Raw genomic sequence first — 17,962 nt, 5'->3', positions numbered from 1 at the left:
GCTTCGCCGGGTACGTACGTTCGCATGACGTCTGCGCCTCTTGCGACCTACCGGCTCCAGCTCCAGCCCGCGTTCCCGTTCGCGGCCGCCGAGCGGGCCGTGCCGTATCTGGCCCGGCTCGGCGTGTCGCACCTGCATCTGTCCCCGGTCCTGGAGGCCGTGCCCGGCTCCACGCACGGCTACGACGTCACCGACCACCGGGCCGTCCGCGCCGAGCTGGGCGGCGAGGAGGGACTGCGGTCCCTCTCCGCGGCCGCCCGCGCCCACGGCCTCGGCCTGGTCGTGGACCTCGTGCCGAACCACATGGCGGCCTCCCCCCGGCACAACCACGCCCTGCGCGCGGTGCTGCGCGACGGGCCCGAGTCGCCGTACGCCCGCTGGTTCGACGTCGACTGGGCGGCCGGCGACGGACGGATCCTGCTGCCGGTGCTGCCCGGCCGGGTCGGGGCGTTCCTCGACGAGATGCGCGTGGCGGACGGGACGCTGCACGTGGCCGGGCAGGAGTTCCCGCTGCGGCCGGGCACCGAGCGGCTGCCGCTGACGGAACTGCTCGACGCGCAGTGGTACCGGCTCGGCTGGTGGCGGCTGGCCCGCACCGAGCTGAACTACCGGCGCTTCTTCACCATCTCCGACCTGATCGGGGTGCGCGTGGAGGACCCGGAGGTGTTCGCCGCCACGCACGGCACGATCGTGGACCTGGTCCGGGAGGGCGTGATCGACGGGCTGCGGATCGACCATCCGGACGGGCTCGTCGACCCGGACGGCTATCTGGAGCGGCTGCACGCGGCGACCGGGGGCTGCTGGACGGTCGTCGAGAAGATCCTCACCGGGTCCGAGCGCCTGCCGGCCGGCTGGCCGGTGGCCGGCACCACCGGCTACGACGCGCTGCGGCACGTCGACGGGGTCTTCACCTGCCGGACGGGAGCGGACGAACTGCGGGACCTGTACCGGCGGTTCGCGGGCCGCGCCGGGGACCGGGGCGGCGACTGGGAGGCGACGGAGCGGCGCGCCGCGTACGAGGTGGTCACCCATGACCTGGAGGCGGAGACTGCGGCGCTCACCCGTACGGCCTCGCGGATCTGCGCCGCCGACCCCTGCTTGCGCGACCACGCCCCCTGGGCGCTGCGCACGGCGGTGCGGGAGCTGCTGGTGCGCGTCCCGGTGTACCGCACGTACCGGACCGGCGGGGAGGAGGTGCTCACCGAGGAGGCCGCGCGCGGCGCGAAGGCGGCGTTCGCGGTGCCGGAGGAGGCGACGGCCGTCGACCTGGTGCGGGACCTGGCGCTCGGGCGGCTCGGGGACGGGCCGGACCACCGGGCGTTCCGGGCCCGGTTCGCGCAGACCTCGTCCGCGCTGCGGGCCAAGTCCGTGGAGGACCGGGCGTTCTACCGGTACACACCGCTGCTCTCGGCGAACGAGGTCGGCGGGGACCCGGGGCGGCCGGCGGTGTCGCCGGAGGAGTTCCACGCGTACTGCGCGCACCTCGCCCGCGACTGGCCGGCCTCAGGGACGGTGCTCACCACGCACGACACCAAGCGCAGCGCGGACGTGCGGGCCGCCATCGCCGTGCTCGCGCAGTGCCCGGAGCGCTGGGCGGAGCTCCTGGAGCAGGTCGCCGGCATCCCGGCGCCCGACCCGCACCTGGCGTGGACGGCCTGGCAGACCGCCTTCGGCTTCGGTGCCGCGGACCCGGAGCGGCTGGGGCCCGCGCTGCTGAAGTCCGTCCGCGAGGCGGGCCTGCAGACCGGCTGGACGGAGCCGGACCCGGCGTACGAGCGGGCGGTGGCCGAGTTCGTGGCGGCGGGCCCGGGCCGGATCCCGCTGCGCACGGCGTCGGAGGCGGCCTTCGCCCTGGAGCCGCACATCCGGGCGCAGTCGCTGGGCGCGGCGCTGGTGCAGCTGACGATGCCGGGGGTGCCGGAGCTGTACCAGGGGACGGAGCGCGCGTACCGGGCTCTGGTCGACCCGGACAACCGGGCGCCGTTCACGATCGGCCCGGACGACGAGAAGACGGCCGTGACGCGGGCGGCCCTGGCGCTGCGCCGCCGCCGGCCGGAGCTGTTCGGCACGCGGGGCGGCTACACGCCGCTGACGGCCGAGGGTCCGGCGGCGGGCCACTGCCTGGCGTTCCTGCGGGGCGACGGCGCGGTCACGGCGGTGACGCGGCTCTCGCTGCGGCTGGCGGAGTCGGGCGGCTGGCGCGACACCGCCCTGACCCTGCCGGAGGGAGTCTGGACCGAGCTCCTGGACGGCGGCCGCCCGTTCTTCGGCGGCGGGCCGGTCCTCCTGAAGGACCTGTTCACGGACCGGCCGGTGGCCCTCCTGGAGCGCGGGGAGCGGCCGCGGGACTGATCCGGGACTAACAACGGGGCAGGGCCACCGTGCCGTTGGTGAGTTTGGTGCTGGAGGCCCAGCCCTCGGTCTTCGTCCCGGCGATGCGGGCGTAGATCCACTTGTTGCCGTAGGCGTTGGTGACGTAGCAGTGGTAGTAGACCTTCGTGCCCGCCTTGACGGCGCTCACGTACGAGCATTCCGCGTAGGGCCCGGTGTACAGGTGCGAGTTGGCGGAGAGGGTGCCCTCGGCGTCGCTGAGGTTCTGGTGGGCCCAGCCGGTGCAGCCGGTCGACACCGGGGTCGGCTTCGTCGCCGTGGGGCTCGGCACGGGCTTCGTGGGGGCCGACGGGGTCGCGGCGGGCTTGTCGGCGCCGGGCTTCTTCGTGGGCGACGCGTCCGGCTCGTCGTCCTCGGGCCGGTCCGGCTCCTCGGACGCCGAGGGCTCGGCGGACGCCTCGGGCGAGCCCGCGGGCGACAGGCTGCTCGCCTCGGTCGGCCAGGGGACGTCCGCCGGGGTGCCCTCGCCGGACGGCGCCGCCTGGACGCCGCCCCGGGGCGTGTCGCCCTGCTGGGACGTCAGGGCGTAGGTGATCCCGCCGCCCACGGCGAGGACCACGACGGCGGCCGCCGCCGCGACGAGGGTGCGGTGGCCGCTGCGCCGCCGGGCGCGGCGGGCCGCCGTACGGCTGGTCTCGGGGGCGGGCGCTCCGGCGGGCGCCGCGCCCGGCCCGCCGTGCTGCGGGAACGTCGCCGGCTGGTGCGGCTGCGCGTAGCCGGGGTGCGGGGCCTGCGGCACGGGCTGCGGGCCCTGCGGTACGGACTGCGGGTACACCGGCGGGCCGAAGCCCTGGGCCGGGGCGGTGGGGGCGGCGGGCCCCGGATCCGGCGCCGGGGCGGCGGTCCCGAACCCGACCGTGCCGCCCGAGGCGACGCGTTCCAGCATGCCGCGCGCCTGGTCCGCGGTGGGCCGGTCCTCCGGTTCCTTCGCCATCAGGGCCTGGAGCACCGGCGCGAGGGGTCCCGCCCGGCGGGGCTCCGGCAGCGGCTCGCTGACGATGGCCGACAGGGTGGACCAGGCGGACGTGCGGCGGAAGGGCGAGGTGCCCTCCACGGCCGCGTACAGCGTCATGCCGAGCGACCAGATGTCCGAGGCGGGACCGGGCTCGCGGCCCTGGGCGCGCTCCGGCGGCAGGTAGTCGAGCGAGCCGATGATCTCGCCGCTGCGGGTCAGCTTCGCCATGGCGTCGTCGCCCGGCGTCTCCATGGTGGCGATGCCGAAGTCGGTGAGCACCACTCTGCCGCCGTGCTCCAGGAGCACGTTGGCGGGCTTGACGTCCCGGTGCAGCACGCCGACCCGGTGCGCGGCGTCGAGCGCGTCCATCAGCTTGGCGCCGATCGCGGCGGCCTCGTGCGGCTCCAGGGCGCCGCGCTCGGTCAGCACGTCGTCGAGCGAGGAGCCCTCGACGAGTTCCATGACGATGACCGGCAGGCCCTGTTCCTCGGTCACGTCGTGGACGGTGATCACACCGCTGTGCCGGATGCGGGCGGCGGCCTGCGCCTCGCGCTGCATCCGGGTCCGCAGATCGGCCAGTTCGGCCGGGGAGGCGTCGGTGAAGGCGCGCAGGATCTTGACGGCGACCTCGCGGTTGAGAAGGGTGTCCACCGCCCGGGCGACCACGCCCATGCCGCCGCGCCCGATCATGGCGGTCACCCGGTAACGCCCGCCGAGCATCTTCCCCGTCAGCTCGTGGGCGTTCGCATCCCCCGCCGTCACCGCATGCTCCGTTCCTCGCCGTTCACGTTCCGCCGATGCGGAAGGCACCAGAGTAGAGGCAGGTTCGTGAGGGGATTGCGGGGGCCCTGCGCAGGTCCTGGGGCCGGTCAGCCGCCCGGGCGGACGAGGAGGTTCCGCGGTCCGCGGGTGATCAGTCCGGTGTGCTCCGGGCGGAACCCCTCGGCCCGGCGCAGCCTCGGCATCGCGTCGAACAGGGCGCGCAGCGCGTACCGGGCCTCCAGACCCGCCAGCAGCACGCCGGGGCAGGGCCCGCTGCCGTAGGTGAGCTGGCCGGGGTCGTCGCGGAGGTGGTCGTACGTCTCCGGCTCGCGGAAGCGCTCCGGGTCCCGGCCCGCCGCGCCGATCAGCAGCGCCACGGGCACCCCGGCGGGCAGGACACCGCCGCCGACGGGCACCTCGGCGAGGGTGCGGCGCATCGTGATCTGCACGGGCGGGTCGCGGCGCAGCGCCTCGGTCCAGGCCCGGTCGACGACCTCGTCCGGGGCCTCGCGCAGGGCCGCGGCACGGTCGGGGTCGGCGAGCACATGGGCGAGGAACGTGGCGAGGGCCTTCTCCCGGACGGCGATCTGGGCGGTGCACTGGCCGGCGAGGGCGCTCGCGGCGCGGCCGCGTACCAGCCGCATCATGTCGCGGTAGGGCACGCCGACCGCGGCGGCGACGGTGCCGGCGGGCAGCCAGTGGCAGAACTCGGCGACCAGGTCGACCTGCGAGCGGCCGGCCAGCCGCCGGGCCAGCACGTGCGCGGTCCGCTCGGCGACGGCCCGCAGCTCGGACCCGTCCACGTCCTGGTGGCCGGTGGCGCAGGGCGGGTCGCCGGGCCGGTGGCCGTGCCCGAAGCGGGCGTCGGTGAGGGCGGCGGCCACGTCCGCGTACCGGCTCAGCAGCCAGGCCCGCAGCAGCGGGTCGTAGGTGAGCGGGAACTCCTCGCGCAGCCTGCGGTAGAGGCGGTACGGGTCGCGGCTCCCGCCCGGCTGGACGGGGCTGGGCGGCACGGTCCGGGGGACGGGCGCGCCGGGTGCGCCGGAGTGCAGTTCCTGCGTCATGCGGGCCCCCTCGCTCGGTGCGGCCGCCGGGAGGACGGCCGCTCCGTCGCGGCACGCCTGGCCCCACCTCACCACCCGGGGGCCGCGACCGCAGTCCGCGTTGCGCCGAACGGGTGAGGGGTCGGGCGGCCGGGCGGGGTCAGCGCGTGGCGAGGGTGAAGCTCATCTGGCCGAAGCCCACGACGTCCCCGGCGCGGACCACGACGGTGCCGGTGACCCGGCGGCCGTTGACCGTCGTGCCGTTCGTCGAGCCGAGGTCGCGCAGCAGCCACGTGCCGCCCTGCCCGCTCAGTTCGGCGTGCAGCCGGGACACCGTCTCGTGGCTGAGCCGCAGCCCGTTCACCGGGTCGCGGCCGATCCGCAGCGGGTACGGGCCCGGCTCGGGCAGCAGCAGCTTCGGGAGCCGCTCCGCCGTCCAGGCGCGGCCGAGGCGGGCGGTGAACGCGGACACCTTCTCGACGGCGCCGACGACCTTGCGGGTCCAGCGGCCCTCGGTGTGCAGATCGGCGGTGAGCACGGCCAGTTCGTCCGGGCGGCGGGCCGCCAGGGCCTTCTCCATGCGGAACAGGAACGTGTCGTGCGAGAGCCGGCCCTGTGCCGCGCCCTCCCGGAGTATCACCAGCGCCCGGTCCCGCTCGGCGTCGGAGAGCCGAGCGGAATGCGTGGGGTACTCGAACGGGGTCGTCACATCGTGATTGTCGGTCCGAGGGCCCCGAAGTGTCCAGAAGCCATAATCCGTACCCGCGTTCCAAGATCGCTGCTACGGTCGGCGTCCCGACTTCCCTGGAGGAATCCCCTGTCGAACGCCGATCGGACGCCGGCGCCCGGCGACCACGACGACCTCGTGCTGCGCCCCCTGGCCGGACCGGAGGAACTGGATCTGTTCCTCGGCCTGACGTACGTCCTCGACCACGAACTGGCCGGTGACCTGGAGTCCGGGCGCAGGCGGCCCGAGTGGATGTGGGTCGCGCTGCGCGGCGAGCGGCTGGTGGGCCGGATCGCCTGGTGGACCAAGGCCCGCGGCGAGGACCCGATGTTCCTCGACTTCTTCGACGTCGACCCGTCCCTGCCGGAGCAGGAGGCGCGGGACGTGGGCCTGCGCCTGCTGGAGACCGCGACCGCGGCGGTCGTGCCGGCGGGTGCGGCGCGCCCCGAGTACGGGCGGTTCCTGCCGCCGGACTGGCGCGAGGACGCCGAGGTGCGCGGGTACCTGGAGACCCTGTTCGCGGTCCTGGAGAAGTCCGGCGCGCGGCAGCTCGTGGAGCGGCTGCGCCTGGAGTGGCGGCCGGGGACGCCGGTGCCGGAGCCGTCCGGCCGGCTGGTCTTCCGTCCCGTACGGGACCGCGAGGACCTGGTCGCGCTGATGACCCCCGTCATGGAGGGGACCCTCGACGCGCACGGGCAGGCGGAGCTGGCCTCGGGCCTGACGGCCCGGCAGGCGGCGGAGCAGCACTACGACGGGGAGTTCGCGCACTACACCACCCCGCGGGAGTGGTGGCGGATCGCGGAGCTGCCCGGGACCGGCGAGCCGGTCGGCTTCGTGATCCCGGCCCGCAACAACTACCACCCGATCATCGCGTACATCGGCGTGCTCCCCGCCCACCGCGGCAAGGGCTACATCGACGAGGTGCTGCGCGAGGGCACCGCGGTGCTCGCGGCGCAGGACGTGCCGCGCATCCGGGCCGCGACCGACGTGGGCAACGTGCCGATGGCCCGGGCGTTCGCCCGCGCCGGGTACACGGCCTTCGAGCGCGCGGTCGACTTCGTGTGGGACGCGCCGGACGCCTCCGGTTCCTGACCGCGCGGCGACGTCCGCTGCCAGGATGGTTCCCGTCGTTCCGGAACGTCGGCGAGGGGATGGGCCAGTGCTGTTCGAGGTGTGGGCGCCGCACGCCCGCGACGAGGTCGTCCTTGAACTGGAGGGCCGAGCGGTCCCGTTGACCCGGGACCCGGCCAGGGAGGGCTGGTGGCTGACGGAGGCGGAGGCCGCCGACGGCGACCGGTACGGCTACTCCCTCGACGGCGGGCCGGTGCTGCCGGACCCGCGGGCGCGCCGGCTGCCGGACGGCCCCGACGGGCGGAGCGCGGTCGTCGACCACTCCCGGTACGCCTGGCGGCACGCCGTCCCGCCGCGGGCGCTGCGCGGCGCGGTCCTGTACGAGCTGCACGTCGGCACGTACACGCCCGAGGGCACGCTCGACGCGGCGGCGGCCCGGCTCGGCGAACTGGCCGAACTCGGCGTCACGCACGTGGAGCTGATGCCGCTCTGCTCGTTCCCCGGGGTGCACGGCTGGGGGTACGACGGGGTCGCGCCGTGGGCGGTGCACGAGCCGTACGGCGGGCCCGAGGCGCTGAAGCGCTTCGTCGACACGGCGCACGGCCTGGGTCTCGGCGTGGTCCTGGACGTGGTGCACAACCACCTCGGCCCGTCCGGGAACCGGCTGCCGGAGTTCGGCCCGTACTTCACCGACACCCACCACACGCCCTGGGGCGCGGCGGTGAACCTGGACGCGCCGGGCTCCGACGAGGTCCGCGCCTACTTCCTCGGCAGCGCGCTGGCCTGGCTGCGGGACTACCGGATCGACGGGCTGCGGCTCGACGCGGTGCACGCGCTCGCCGACACCCGGGCGCTGACGTTCCTGGAGGAGCTGTCGGCGGCGGTCGACGCGCTCGCGGCGGAGGAGGGCCGGGAGCTGTTCCTGATCGCCGAGTCCGATACGTGCGACCCGCGCACCACCCGGCCGCGCGCGGCCGGCGGCCTCGGGCTGCACGCCCAGTGGAACGACGACTTCCACCACGCCCTGCACACCGCGCTCACCGGCGAGTCGCAGGGCTACTACGCGGACTTCGCCCGCGCCCCGATGGCCGCCCTGGCCAAGACCCTCGGGCACGTCTTCTTCCACGACGGCACCTGGTCGAGCTTCCGCGGCCGGCACCACGGCCGTCCCGTCGACCGGGTCCGCACCCCCGCGCACCGCTTCCTCGGCTACGCGCAGACCCACGACCAGGTCGGCAACCGGGCGCTCGGCGACCGGCTCTCCGCCACCCTCTCCCCCGGCCTGCTGGCCTGCGCGGCGACGCTGGTGCTGACCGGCCCGTCGGTGCCGATGCTGTTCATGGGCGAGGAGTGGGGGGCCCGGACGCCCTGGCAGTACTTCACCGACCACACCGACCCCGCCCTGGCGGAGGCCGTCCGGCAGGGGCGGCGGCGGGAGTTCGCCGCGCACGGCTGGGCGGAGGAGGACGTGCCGGACCCGCAGGACCCGGCGACCCGGGACCGGTCGGTGCTGGACCGGTCCGAGCGGGACCGCGAGCCGCACGCCCGGCTGCTCGCCTGGTACCGCGAGCTGATCGCGCTGCGCCGCAGCCACCCGGACCTGACCGACCCGGACCTCGCCGCGGTGCGCGCCGCCTTCGACGAGCAGGCCCGCTGGCTGGCGTTCCGCCGCGGCGACCTGCGGATCGTGGTCAACCTGGCGGACCGGCCGGCGGACGTGCCGCTGGGCGGCCGGCACCGGGTGCTCGCCGCCTGGGAGCCCGTCGAACCGCCGGGCCCGGACGGCCTGCTGCGGCTGCCGGCGGAGTCGTGCGTGGTCCTGGCGAACGGCCTGGCGCGCGGATAGGGGCCGCCCGCGGCGGGGCTATTCGACGACGGCCATCGTGTGCGGGGTGGCGTTGAGGCGGCGGCCGCCGGTCTCGGTGACCGTCACGATGTCCTCGATGCGGACGCCGAACCGGCCCGGCAGATAGACGCCCGGCTCCACGGAGAAGCACATGCCGGGGACGAGCGGCCGCTCCTCGCCCTCGATCATGTAGGGCGGTTCGTGGGTGGTGACGCCGATGCCGTGGCCGGTGCGGTGGATGAAGTACTCGCCGTAGCCGGCGTCCGCGATGACGGCGCGCGCCGCCCGGTCCACCTGCTGGCAGGCGGCGCCCGGCTGCACCGCCTCGAAGCCCGCCTGCTGCGCGGCCCGTACGACGTCGTGGACGCGCTGCTCCTCCTCGGTCGGTTCGCCGACGTGGACGGTGCGGGTGGTGTCGGAGCCGTAGCCGTGCTTGAGGCCGCCGAAGTCGAGGACGACCATGTCGCCGTGCTCGATCGTCCGGTCGCCCGCCTCGTGGTGCGGGTTGGCCCCGTTGGGCCCGGAGCCGACGACCGTGAAGTCCACCTGCGAGTGCCCGAACTCCAGCAGCAGCGCGGCCAGGTCGGCGGCCACGTCGGTCTCCTTGCGCCCCGCGAAGCGGACCTTGAGGATCTCCTCGTACGCCCGGTCGGCGGCGGCGCCGGCGGCCTCGATCCGGAGCAGTTCGTGCGCGTCCTTGACCGCGCGGAGCATCGGCAGCGCCTCGGTGAGGGAGACGTACTCGGTGCCCGGCAGGGTCTTCTGCAGGCCGAGCAGGTGCATCGCCCAGGCGTTGTCGCTGACCCCGAAGCGGCCCTGGGCGTCGAGCAGCGGGGCGGTGACGGCGTACGGGTCCTTGCCGTCGGTCCAGTCGCGCAGGGTCAGCGCGGGCGCGCCGGCGGCCTTCTCGGCGTCCGGGGCCTCCAGCGTGGGGACGACCAGCACCGGGTCCTGCCCGGCGGCGAGCACGAGGACGGTGAGCCGCTCGGTGACCGCGGTCGGCTGGTAGCCGGTCAGGTAGACGAGGTCCGGTCCCGGGGCGACCAGCAGTCCGGTGAGCCCGGCGTCGGCGGCCGAGCGCGCGGCGCGGTCCATGCGGGCGCGGTAGTCGTCGGCGGTGAAGGGCGTGGGCGCGGACTCGGCCGGGGTGGCGGGCCGGGGCGCGGCGGCGGGCTCGGGCGTACTCGGCATGGGGACGGCCTCCTCGTGGACGTACAGCATCCTGCCGTGCGGCGGCGGCCCGCGCGAGCGCAGCCGGGTCGGTCTGGGCCGGTGTTCTCGTCAGTCGGGGCCGGGGTTCTCGGCGACGAGACGTTCCAGCAGGTCCTCGAAGTCGCCGCCGACGACGATCCGCAGCCCCTCGCCGTCCTCGTCGTGGTCGCTGAGCTGGGTGAGCGTGCCGTCGCGCCACCAGAAGACGTACGGGCTGATGGCGCCGGGGGTGTCCGCGTAGCCGGCGGCCGCGAAGGAGGCCATCGCGCCGAGGGCCGGGATGATCCCGGTGTCGCGGATGGGGTGGAAGGCGAGCTGGTGCCGGAACGGCATCGCCACGAGGGCGCCGTGCTCGCCGAGGGGCTCGCCGGTGACCCGGCGGACCACGGCGGCCAGGTCGAGGACGCGGCTGGCGGTGTAGAAGGAGTCGCCGAGCAGCACCTCGAAGCGCATGCCGTCGGAGTCCCGCACGGTCTCGTGGCCCTCGACGGGCAGCCCGCGCAGATTGGCCAGCGCCCGGTCGCGGAGCTGCTGGAGGTCGCCGAGGGGTTCGAGGGCCTCGTCGGTGAGCATCATGACGCTCTCCGGGAGGTCCAGCGCGAGGATCTCGTACAGGCCGGGGGCGACGCTGCGGGCGTAGCAGAAGGCCGTCGGGTCGATGCCGCCGGCGCCCACCACGCGCGGGTACAGCTGCGCCCGGATCTGCTCCGGGGAGAGGGTGTCGAGGGCGGACGGCCCGTCCAGGGTGCGCAGCACCCGCTCGACGTGGCTGCGGATCAGCTCCGGCCAGGCGCGCGGGCCGCGGTCGTCGTTGTGGCAGACGGCGGCCAGGTTGCCGAGGCCGAAGTGCCGGTCGCTGTCGTCGCTCACCATGTCGGCGTAGACGGTCACTTCGAGGCCGTGCTCGGCGAACGCCTCGCGCACCTGGCCCCGGAACAGCGCCGCCTCGCGCTCGGAGAAGTAGCCGAACTCGGCATCCCGGGGTGCCTCGTCCCCGTCCCGCTTGGGCTTCCGCCGGAACAGACCCACGCCCGCCGCCTTCCCTCGAACCCGCCGTCCCCTGCCGCAGGGGCCGCTTCGGCGCCGGCGCCTCGGCCGGCCCCACCCTACCGAGGGGTGACGTACCCACGCGGGGGCGGTCTCATGGGCCCCGGTCCGCGCCCGTCAGCGCGGCGAGGACGCGGGCGGCCGGCCCGGCGGGGGCGCCGCCCGGGTGCAGGAGTTCGGTGCGGTGGACGAGCCGGGGCGCGACGAGCGGTACGGCGACGGCGCCCGCGCCGCGGGCCGCGGCGGCCGGCAGCAGCGCCAGACCGTGCCCGGCGGCGGCCAGGGCGACCAGGGTGCGCACGTCCGTGCCCTCGTAGCGCAGGGCGGGCCGGAAGGCGCGCGGCGTGCCCGCGGCGGCGCGGAGCCGGTCCAGCGGCAGCCCGGCGGCGGGCGCGTCGAGCCAGCGGGCGTCGGCGAGGTCGGCGAGCCGCAATCCGGTCCGGCGGGCCAGCGGGTGGTCGCCGGGCAGCACCACGGCGAGCGGCTGCTCCGCCGCGCCGGGCAGGACGGCGGCGGTGAGCGGCGCGACGTCCGGCAGCGACAGCGGGTCGCTGGGCGCGGCCGCCCCGTCGACCAGCCCGAGGTCGGCGCCGCCGGTCGCGACCGCGGCCGGCACCTCGGCGCGCGGCAGCACGCGCAGCGTGACGCCCGTCGCGGGCAGCGCCGCGAGCACCGCGGGGTGCAGCGCCAGCGGGGCGGCGGCGACCGTCAGCTCCTCCCGGGGCGCGGCGCCGTAGCGGGCCAGGTCGGCGCGGGCGGCGTCGATGCGCAGCAGCAGGGATCCGGCGTGTTCGAGCAGCCGCTCCCCCGCGGGCGTCGGCGCCACGGGGCGGCGGCCGAGCAGCGGCACGCCGAGGTCCTGCTCCAGGGCCGCGATGTGCTGGGAGACCGCCGACTGCGTGTACCCGAGGGCGCGCGCCGCCGCGGAGAACGAGCGGAGCTCGGCGACGGTGACGTAGGTGCGCAGCAGGTGGGGGTCCATGCCGCGGTCAGTCCCGCGCCGGGTCCACGAGCGCCTGCGCGTAGTACGCGAGGGACCGGTTGTAGCGGGGCAGCAGCGGGGCGAGCGCGCCGAGCGCCAGGGCGGCGGCCTCGCGCTCGCGGCCGGTGTCCGCGAGGCAGAGCCCGAGGAAGGCGTCGACCGCGCCGGCGAGCGCCCGTTCGTCGGCGTCGAGCCGGTCTGCGGGGATCGCCCGCTCGGCGGTGAGGAGTGCGGCGCCGCGCTCGGGCTGTCCGAGGTTGCGCAGGCTGCTGGCCAGCTGGATCACCGCGCGGCGGCGGCGCAGTCCGGTGAGCCCCAGGTCGAGGGCGCGGCGGTAGTACGCGACGGCCTCGGCGGGCAGGCCGGTGGAGTCGTGGGCGGCGCCCTGCTCGAAGAGCGCCGGCGCGTCGTCGGCGGGCCGCTCGGCGGCCAGTTCGGCGACCCGGGCGCGGAAGTCGGCGGGCTCGTACGCGTCGAGGGCGGCCCAGAGGGCGGCGACGCGGTCGTCCCAGGAGGGGGCTTCGGTGGTCATGATCAGGAGCCTAGCCGTCCGCTCATAAGCGTTCGCGATGGACGGTGCAGGGATCATCGTTGGACGTGAACCTCCCGCGCCGACCAGCATGTTCGTCATGACGACGCAGATGACCACCGCGACGGACCCGACCCCCCGTACGTCCCGCACGCCCCGGATCGCCCTGGTGGGCGACCGTTCCCCGCACGTCCGCTCGCACGTCCGCGTGCCGATGCTGCTCGACGCGCTCGCCGAGCGGGACGGCCTCGTCCTCGACGCGTACTGGATCGAGACCCCGGACGCGGCGGAGCCGGACGCGGTGAAGGGCTTCGACGCGGTGTGGCTGCTGCCGGGCAGCCCGTACGCGAGCGAGGAGGGCGCGCTGGCGGCGATCCGGACGGCGCGCGAGGACGGGATCCCGTTCCTGGGGACCTGCGCGGGCTTCCAGCACGCGCTGATCGAGTACGCGCGGGACGTCTGCGGGCTGCCGCGCGCGGCGCACGCCGAGAACGACCCGGCGGCGGACGACGGCGACCTGCTGATCGCGCCGCTCGCCTGTTCGCTGGTCGGCCACGAGGGGCCGGTGCGGGTGACGCCGGGCTCGCTGGCCCAGCGGGTGATCGGGGCCGAGCGGTCGACGGAGCGGTACCACTGCAACTACGGCCCGGACAGCCGCCATCTGGACACCCTGCGGGCGCACGGGATGCGGTTCACGGGGGTGGACGACGACGGGCAGGTGCGGATCGCGGAACTGCCGGCGCACCCGTTCTTCCTGGCCACGCTGTTCCAGCCGGAGCTGGCGGGGGACGGCACGAAGCCGCACCCGGTCGTGCGGGCGCTGGCCGTCGCGGCGGCGGCGCGGGCCGGGGTTCACGGCCGTTCCCGCGCCTGATCCGCCGGACCGGCCCTCGGTCAGCTCATCGGGACGACGAGGTGCGCGCGGTGGCGGCCGCGCGCCACCAGGCGGGCGTTGGCCTCGTCGGAGTCGCGGACCCAGCGTTCGGCGCGGGCCCGGTCCTTGCCGAACCGGACGTGGCGCTCGACGAGGCGGGGGACGCGGCGGCGGTCGTCGAGGTCCAGGTACCAGACCTCGTCGAGCAGCGCGCGGACGGCGGCCCAGTCGCCCTCGTCGTGGAGCAGGTAGTTCCCCTCGGTGACGACGAGGGGAACGCCGTCGGGCACGGGGATCGCCCCGGCGACCGGCTCCTCCAGGGAGCGGTCGAAGGCCGGGGCGTGGACGGTGACGCCCGGTTCGGGGGCGCGCAGTCGGGTGAGCAGATGCGCGTAGCCCGCCGCGTCGAAGGTGTCCGGGGCGCCCTTGCGCTCGGTGCGGCCGAGGCGGCGCAGCTCGGCCTGGGCGAGGTGGAAGCCGTCCATGGGGACGAGCACGGCGTGCCCGTCGAGGCGGGCGACGAGCCGGGCCGCGAGGGTGGACTTGCCCGCGCCGGGCGGGCCGGCCAGGCCCAGGATGCGCCGGCCGCCGGGGGCCGCGAGGCGTCGGGCGCGGGCGACGAGTTCGTCGAGGCGGGCGGAGTCCATGGGGGCCATTGTCGCGCGGGCCCCGGCGTTCCGGACCTGGCGGGCGGCCGCCCGTCGGCGGGCGGCCAGTCGGTCGGCGGCCAGTCGGTCGGCGGCACGTCGGCGGGCGCTGTTAGGTTCGGCGCCATGACGGACCCCCTGTTGAGCACGCTCCGCGCGCAGCCGCGGCTGGCCGAGCTGGCCGCGTTCCCCTTCGGCTTCGACCTCGACCGCGCCGGCCACGGCGAGGACGTCGTCCTGGCCTCCGGCGCCCCGCTGGAGCCGATCGCGGGCGACGACACGGGCGGCACGTACTTCCTGTGCGACGGGAAGGCGGTGCTGTACGCCTCGTCGGAGGGGGAGGCCGGGCTGATGGGGACGAGCGTCGCGGAGGCGCTGGAGATCCTGATCGGCCTGCCGGGCTGGTGGGACGTGCTCGCGCCCGACGCGGACCCGCGGGAGGCCACGACCGTCCCGTACGGCCCCGACACGGACGCGGCACGGGCCGAACTGCGCGCGGGCCTGGGGCTCCCGGAGCGCACGCCCGAGGAGCTGCTCGCCCGGCTGCACGCGGCGCTCCTGCGCACCGAGCCGGAGTACGTGCTCCTGAACGCGGAAGAGGGCCTCGCCTACGAGCTCCTGGACGCCCTGCCACGCCCGACGCTCCGCGAGCAGGTGCTCGCGGCGGGCGTCGAGGGCGAACTCCCGGACGAGGACGACGAGTTCGCGTGGATCGGTCTGGCGGTCGCATCCGGGCTGACGGCCGAGGCGCGGATCCGCCTGATCCGGCTCCTCGACGACACGGGGCCGGACGCGACGCGGCTGGCCCGCATCGCGGAGGGCCTGGAGGCGGCGGGCGACCCGGCGCACGCCGCCCGCGCCCAGCGGCTGGTCCTCTCCCTGCAGGACACCGCGTTCGACCGCGGCTCGGCGGGCCGGGCCCTGGCCCGTCTGGAGCGCCTGTCCGGCGACGCGGCGGCGGCCCGGCGCAGCCTGGACCGCGCGGTCGCGGCCCTGGACGCCCGCCCGGCCGGGCCCCGGAAGGACGGTCAGCAGGAGCTGGACCTCGGCCTCCCGGAGCCGCCCGTCGACACCTCGGCGGAGAACTGGCGCCGTCTCGGCCTGGGCCGCATGATCGCCGAGGAGTACCTGCGTCTGGCCCTGGCGGAGGCCGATTCCGGTCACCCCGAACCGGCCCGCACGGCCCTGGACAAGGCCCGGGAGCTCCTCGCCGCCCGGACCGGCCCGCACGACGCCCTGGGCCCCCTCGTCCAGGAGGCCACCTGGGCGGTCCAGCGCCTCCGCTGACCGAAAGCGTCCCTTGCGTACCGCGAGTAACGCCGCTTACGGTCGGCGGACTCGAGGAACGGGAGGGAACCGTGGAGAGCACCAGGCGCACCCAGGAAGACGCCCCGACCAAGCCGGAGATCAAGAAGGTCGCCGTCCGGGACGAGGGCAGAAAGCGCGACCGGCTCACCATCGAGAAGCGGCCGGCGTCCTGAGCGGGCGGGAGCCGGCGTCCGGGGCGGCGCCTCGAACGCCGGACGCCGGCGACCCGCCCCGGTTGCGCGTCCATCTGGTGACCATGCCCTGGCAGCCGGTCGACCTGCCGTCGTTGCAGATCGGGCTGCTGCGCGCGCTGCTGGCCCGGACCCGGCCCGGCGACGAGGTGAGCGAATACCACGGTTCGCTGCGCTGGGCCGAGTTCCTGCTCGAACGGACCGACGGGCTGCTCCGGCCCGCCGACCACGTCGAGGTCGGCAGCGACTCGATCTTCGACGGGCTCGGGGACTGGGTCTTCTCCGGGGTGCTGTACCAGGACCCCCACTGGGGAGTCGCCCGTCTCGCCGCGTACGCGGAGCGCCGTGGCATCCCCGTGGACAAGGCGCACGCGATGCGGGCGCACGCGGCGGAGTTCGTCGCGCTCGCCGCCGACGAGATCCTCGCCGGCGAGCCGGACGTCGTCGGCTTCACCAGCACCTTCATGCAGAACGTCGCCTCGCTGGCGCTCGCCGCCGAGCTGAAGCGCCGCCGCCCCGGGCTCACCGTGGTCTTCGGGGGCAGCAACTGCGACGGGCCCATGGGCCACGCCCTGCACCGCAACCACCCGTTCGTCGACCATGTCGTGCGCGGCGAGGGCGAGTACGCGTTCCCCGCCCTGCTCGACCGAGTCGCCGCCGGCACCGCGCCGCACGACGTGCCGGGAGTGTGCTGGTGGGACGGCGCGGTCTCGCGGGCGAACGAGGAGTCGCGGCGCACCGTCGCCCCGGCCGACATCCCCTCGCCGGACTACGACGTCTGGCACGCCGAGGTCGAGTCCTCGCCCGTGGCCGAGTACGTCCGCCCCAAGCTGGTCGTCGAGGGCGCGCGGGGCTGCTGGTGGGGCGAGAAGCACCACTGCACGTTCTGCGGGCTCAACGGCTCCGCGATGGCCTTCCGCGCCAAGTCCGGCGAGCGGCTGTGGCAGGAGGTGGAGCGTCTGGTCCGGCGGCACCGGATCCTCGACGTCGTCACCGTCGACAACATCATCGACATGGCGTACTTCGCCGACTTCCTGCCGCGCGCCGTCGCCAGCGACTGGGACCTGCTGATGCACTACGAGGTCAAGTCCAACCTGACGCGCGAGCAGTTGGCGCTGCTGGCCCGGTCCGGCGCGGTGCACATCCAGCCCGGCATCGAGAGCCTGAACAACCGGGTCCTCGGTCTGATGGACAAGGGCGTCACCGGCAGCCGCAACGTCCGCACCCTGCGCGAGTGCGCCGATCTGTCGCTGACGTGCACGTGGAACTACCTGTACGGCTTCCCGGGCGAGACGGCCGAGGACTACGACCCGGTCGTGGCGCAGTTCCCCGCGCTCGTCCATCTCCAGCCGCCCGGCGGCGCGTTCCGCATCCAGCTGGAGCGCTTCAGCCCGCACTTCGCCGATCCGGCGCTCGGCTTCGCGGAGCGCCGGCCGGCCGAGATGTACGGGCACGTGTACGACCTGCCGGAGGCCGAACTCGCCGATCTGGTCTATCTCTTCGACACCCCGCCGCGCGGACTCGGCGGACCGGCGGAGCAGCGGCTGATCGAGGCGGTGGCGAAGTGGCGGGCCGGGCACGCCGGTTCGACGCTCCTCGTGGAGACGGACGAGGACGGGGACCTGCTGGTGCACGACCGCCGCACCGGCTGGCCGGAGCGGACGCACCGGTACACCGGCTGGGAGGCGGCCGCGTTCCGGCGGCTGGAGGACGGCCGTTCGGCCGCCGCGCTGGGCCGGCTCCTCGCCGAGGACGGCCTCGACGTGCCGGCCGGCCGGCTCGCCCGGTGGCTGGACGAGGGCGTGGCGCGAGGGCTGCTGTTCTTCGACGGCCGCGCGTACGTCTCGCTGCCGCTGCGCCACGCGCCGATCGGCGCGCCCGCCGACGAGGAGGTACGGGTATGAGCGGTACGGTCACCCTCCCGCTCGGCGCGGGCGGCCGGGCCGCGGCCGAGGCCGTACGGCTGCTGCGCGACTGCCAGAGCGAGGCCCGCACCCTGCGCTGGGCGCCCGACACCGGCGCCCCGCCCTTCGACACCGCCCTGCTGCACCATCTGCCGCCGCCGGAGACCGGCGCGCCGGCGTGGCGCGAGCGGTACGCGTACGGCCTGCTGTACCACCGGCGCGGGCCGGACTTCGTGACGGTGATGGACCGCCGGGACCCCGCCGCCTCGGCCCGGTTCACGCTGGACGCGCCGCGGCTGGTGGCCGCGTTCCTCGCCGTGCAGGAGCCGGCGGAGCTCGCCGCGCTGGACGCCGCCGCGCGCGCGGCGGTGGCGGTGCTCGCCGAGGAACGGCTGGTCCTGGTCACGGACGGCTGGGCCGTGGCGCTGCCGCCGCGGCTGCGCCGCTGGCCCGTGCCCTGCACGAGCGTCTGA

16 protein-coding genes are annotated in these 17,962 nt (G+C 75.9%); 8 read left to right on the top strand and 8 right to left on the bottom strand.

Annotated features, from left to right (window positions below; genetic code table 11):
• Window positions 1-24 precede the first annotated feature (24 nt).
• Complete coding sequence (gene treY / locus ACNJ93_RS25170; RefSeq protein WP_418959709.1) at window positions 25-2,352, top strand: malto-oligosyltrehalose synthase; 2,328 nt, start codon at window positions 25-27, stop codon at window positions 2,350-2,352.
• 7 nt (window positions 2,353-2,359) lie between these two features.
• Here treY and ACNJ93_RS25165 read toward each other — a convergent pair whose 3' ends face one another.
• The 3 genes from ACNJ93_RS25165 to ACNJ93_RS25155 all read right to left on the bottom strand — a co-directional run bounded on the left by ACNJ93_RS25165 (window position 2,360) and on the right by ACNJ93_RS25155 (window position 5,860).
• On the bottom strand, window positions 2,360-4,108 hold the full coding sequence (locus ACNJ93_RS25165; RefSeq protein ID WP_418959708.1) for a protein kinase domain-containing protein: 1,749 nt from the start codon (window positions 4,106-4,108) through the stop codon (window positions 2,360-2,362).
• A 107-nt stretch (window positions 4,109-4,215) separates the two neighbouring features.
• Window positions 4,216-5,172: a cytochrome P450 gene (locus ACNJ93_RS25160; RefSeq protein ID WP_418959707.1), complete on the bottom strand. Its 957-nt coding sequence runs from the start codon at window positions 5,170-5,172 to the stop codon at window positions 4,216-4,218.
• Between the two features lie 139 nt (window positions 5,173-5,311).
• On the bottom strand, window positions 5,312-5,860 hold the full coding sequence (locus ACNJ93_RS25155) for an FHA domain-containing protein (RefSeq protein WP_418959706.1): 549 nt from the start codon (window positions 5,858-5,860) through the stop codon (window positions 5,312-5,314).
• Window positions 5,861-6,016: 156 nt separating this feature from the next.
• Here ACNJ93_RS25155 and ACNJ93_RS25150 point away from each other — a divergent pair, with 156 nt between their 5' ends.
• Together ACNJ93_RS25150 and treZ are read left to right on the top strand one after the other, a co-directional pair.
• Window positions 6,017-6,970, top strand: a complete 954-nt coding sequence (locus tag ACNJ93_RS25150) for a GNAT family N-acetyltransferase (RefSeq protein ID WP_418959705.1) — start codon at window positions 6,017-6,019, stop codon at window positions 6,968-6,970.
• 67 nt (window positions 6,971-7,037) lie between these two features.
• The gene (gene treZ / locus ACNJ93_RS25145) at window positions 7,038-8,795 is read left to right on the top strand and encodes a malto-oligosyltrehalose trehalohydrolase (RefSeq protein WP_418959704.1); all 1,758 of its coding nucleotides are present in this window, start codon (window positions 7,038-7,040) and stop codon (window positions 8,793-8,795) included.
• Between the two features lie 18 nt (window positions 8,796-8,813).
• Here treZ and ACNJ93_RS25140 read toward each other — a convergent pair whose 3' ends face one another.
• From ACNJ93_RS25140 to ACNJ93_RS25125, 4 genes are all read right to left on the bottom strand, one after another.
• The gene (locus ACNJ93_RS25140; protein ID WP_418959703.1) at window positions 8,814-9,986 is read right to left on the bottom strand and encodes a M24 family metallopeptidase; all 1,173 of its coding nucleotides are present in this window, start codon (window positions 9,984-9,986) and stop codon (window positions 8,814-8,816) included.
• Window positions 9,987-10,076: 90 nt separating this feature from the next.
• Window positions 10,077-11,036 (bottom strand): hypothetical protein, encoded by a 960-nt coding sequence (locus ACNJ93_RS25135; protein WP_418959702.1) that lies wholly within the window; start codon window positions 11,034-11,036, stop codon window positions 10,077-10,079.
• A gap of 112 nt (window positions 11,037-11,148) precedes the next feature.
• Window positions 11,149-12,036, bottom strand: coding sequence for a LysR family transcriptional regulator (locus ACNJ93_RS25130; protein ID WP_418959701.1), 888 nt, complete (start codon window positions 12,034-12,036; stop codon window positions 11,149-11,151).
• A 7-nt stretch (window positions 12,037-12,043) separates the two neighbouring features.
• Window positions 12,044-12,568: a tetratricopeptide repeat protein gene (locus ACNJ93_RS25125; RefSeq protein WP_418959700.1), complete on the bottom strand. Its 525-nt coding sequence runs from the start codon at window positions 12,566-12,568 to the stop codon at window positions 12,044-12,046.
• Between the two features lie 97 nt (window positions 12,569-12,665).
• On the opposite strand from ACNJ93_RS25125, the gene ACNJ93_RS25120 reads away from it, so the two are divergent.
• Window positions 12,666-13,439, top strand: coding sequence for a glutamine amidotransferase-related protein (locus tag ACNJ93_RS25120; RefSeq protein WP_418959699.1), 774 nt, complete (start codon window positions 12,666-12,668; stop codon window positions 13,437-13,439).
• Between the two features lie 20 nt (window positions 13,440-13,459).
• On the opposite strand, the gene ACNJ93_RS25115 is transcribed toward ACNJ93_RS25120, so the two are convergent.
• Window positions 13,460-14,095, bottom strand: coding sequence for a nucleoside/nucleotide kinase family protein (locus ACNJ93_RS25115; protein WP_418959698.1), 636 nt, complete (start codon window positions 14,093-14,095; stop codon window positions 13,460-13,462).
• 117 nt (window positions 14,096-14,212) lie between these two features.
• Between ACNJ93_RS25115 and ACNJ93_RS25110 the strand changes: the two genes are divergently transcribed.
• The 4 genes from ACNJ93_RS25110 to ACNJ93_RS25095 all read left to right on the top strand — a co-directional run bounded on the left by ACNJ93_RS25110 (window position 14,213) and on the right by ACNJ93_RS25095 (window position 17,962).
• Entirely contained in the window at window positions 14,213-15,373 is a 1,161-nt protein-coding gene (locus ACNJ93_RS25110; protein ID WP_418959697.1) for a hypothetical protein, read from the top strand.
• Window positions 15,374-15,444: 71 nt separating this feature from the next.
• Window positions 15,445-15,567 carry a hypothetical protein gene (locus ACNJ93_RS25105; protein ID WP_418959696.1) on the top strand — a complete coding sequence of 41 codons (123 nt, stop codon included), beginning with the start codon at window positions 15,445-15,447 and terminating at the stop codon, window positions 15,565-15,567.
• Window positions 15,568-15,629: 62 nt separating this feature from the next.
• Entirely contained in the window at window positions 15,630-17,489 is a 1,860-nt protein-coding gene (locus tag ACNJ93_RS25100; protein WP_418959695.1) for a RiPP maturation radical SAM C-methyltransferase, read from the top strand.
• On the top strand, window positions 17,486-17,962 hold the full coding sequence (locus ACNJ93_RS25095; protein ID WP_418959694.1) for a DUF5825 family protein: 477 nt from the start codon (window positions 17,486-17,488) through the stop codon (window positions 17,960-17,962). Before ACNJ93_RS25100 ends, ACNJ93_RS25095 begins: the two co-directional genes overlap by 4 nt.

The organism is Streptomyces tritici, from assembly GCF_048500665.1.
Taxonomy (GTDB): domain Bacteria; phylum Actinomycetota; class Actinomycetes; order Streptomycetales; family Streptomycetaceae; genus Streptomyces; species Streptomyces tritici.
The sequence above is the reverse complement of the archived record's forward strand: the minus strand, read 5'-3'. Positions and strand labels throughout refer to the sequence as shown.

What these genes read in the sequence shown, in the direction of transcription:
- treY (WP_418959709.1), top strand. Translation starts at nt 25, where the DNA reads ATGACGTCTGCGCCTCTTGCGACCTACCGGCTCCAGCTCCAGCCCGCG.
- ACNJ93_RS25160 (WP_418959707.1), bottom strand. Translation starts at nt 5,172, where the DNA reads ATGACGCAGGAACTGCACTCCGGCGCACCCGGCGCGCCCGTCCCCCGG.
- ACNJ93_RS25140 (WP_418959703.1), bottom strand. Translation starts at nt 9,986, where the DNA reads ATGCCGAGTACGCCCGAGCCCGCCGCCGCGCCCCGGCCCGCCACCCCG.
- ACNJ93_RS25130 (WP_418959701.1), bottom strand. Translation starts at nt 12,036, where the DNA reads ATGGACCCCCACCTGCTGCGCACCTACGTCACCGTCGCCGAGCTCCGC.
- ACNJ93_RS25125 (WP_418959700.1), bottom strand. Translation starts at nt 12,568, where the DNA reads ATGACCACCGAAGCCCCCTCCTGGGACGACCGCGTCGCCGCCCTCTGG.
- ACNJ93_RS25120 (WP_418959699.1), top strand. Translation starts at nt 12,666, where the DNA reads ATGACGACGCAGATGACCACCGCGACGGACCCGACCCCCCGTACGTCC.
- ACNJ93_RS25115 (WP_418959698.1), bottom strand. Translation starts at nt 14,095, where the DNA reads ATGGCCCCCATGGACTCCGCCCGCCTCGACGAACTCGTCGCCCGCGCC.
- ACNJ93_RS25110 (WP_418959697.1), top strand. Translation starts at nt 14,213, where the DNA reads ATGACGGACCCCCTGTTGAGCACGCTCCGCGCGCAGCCGCGGCTGGCC.
- ACNJ93_RS25095 (WP_418959694.1), top strand. Translation starts at nt 17,486, where the DNA reads ATGAGCGGTACGGTCACCCTCCCGCTCGGCGCGGGCGGCCGGGCCGCG.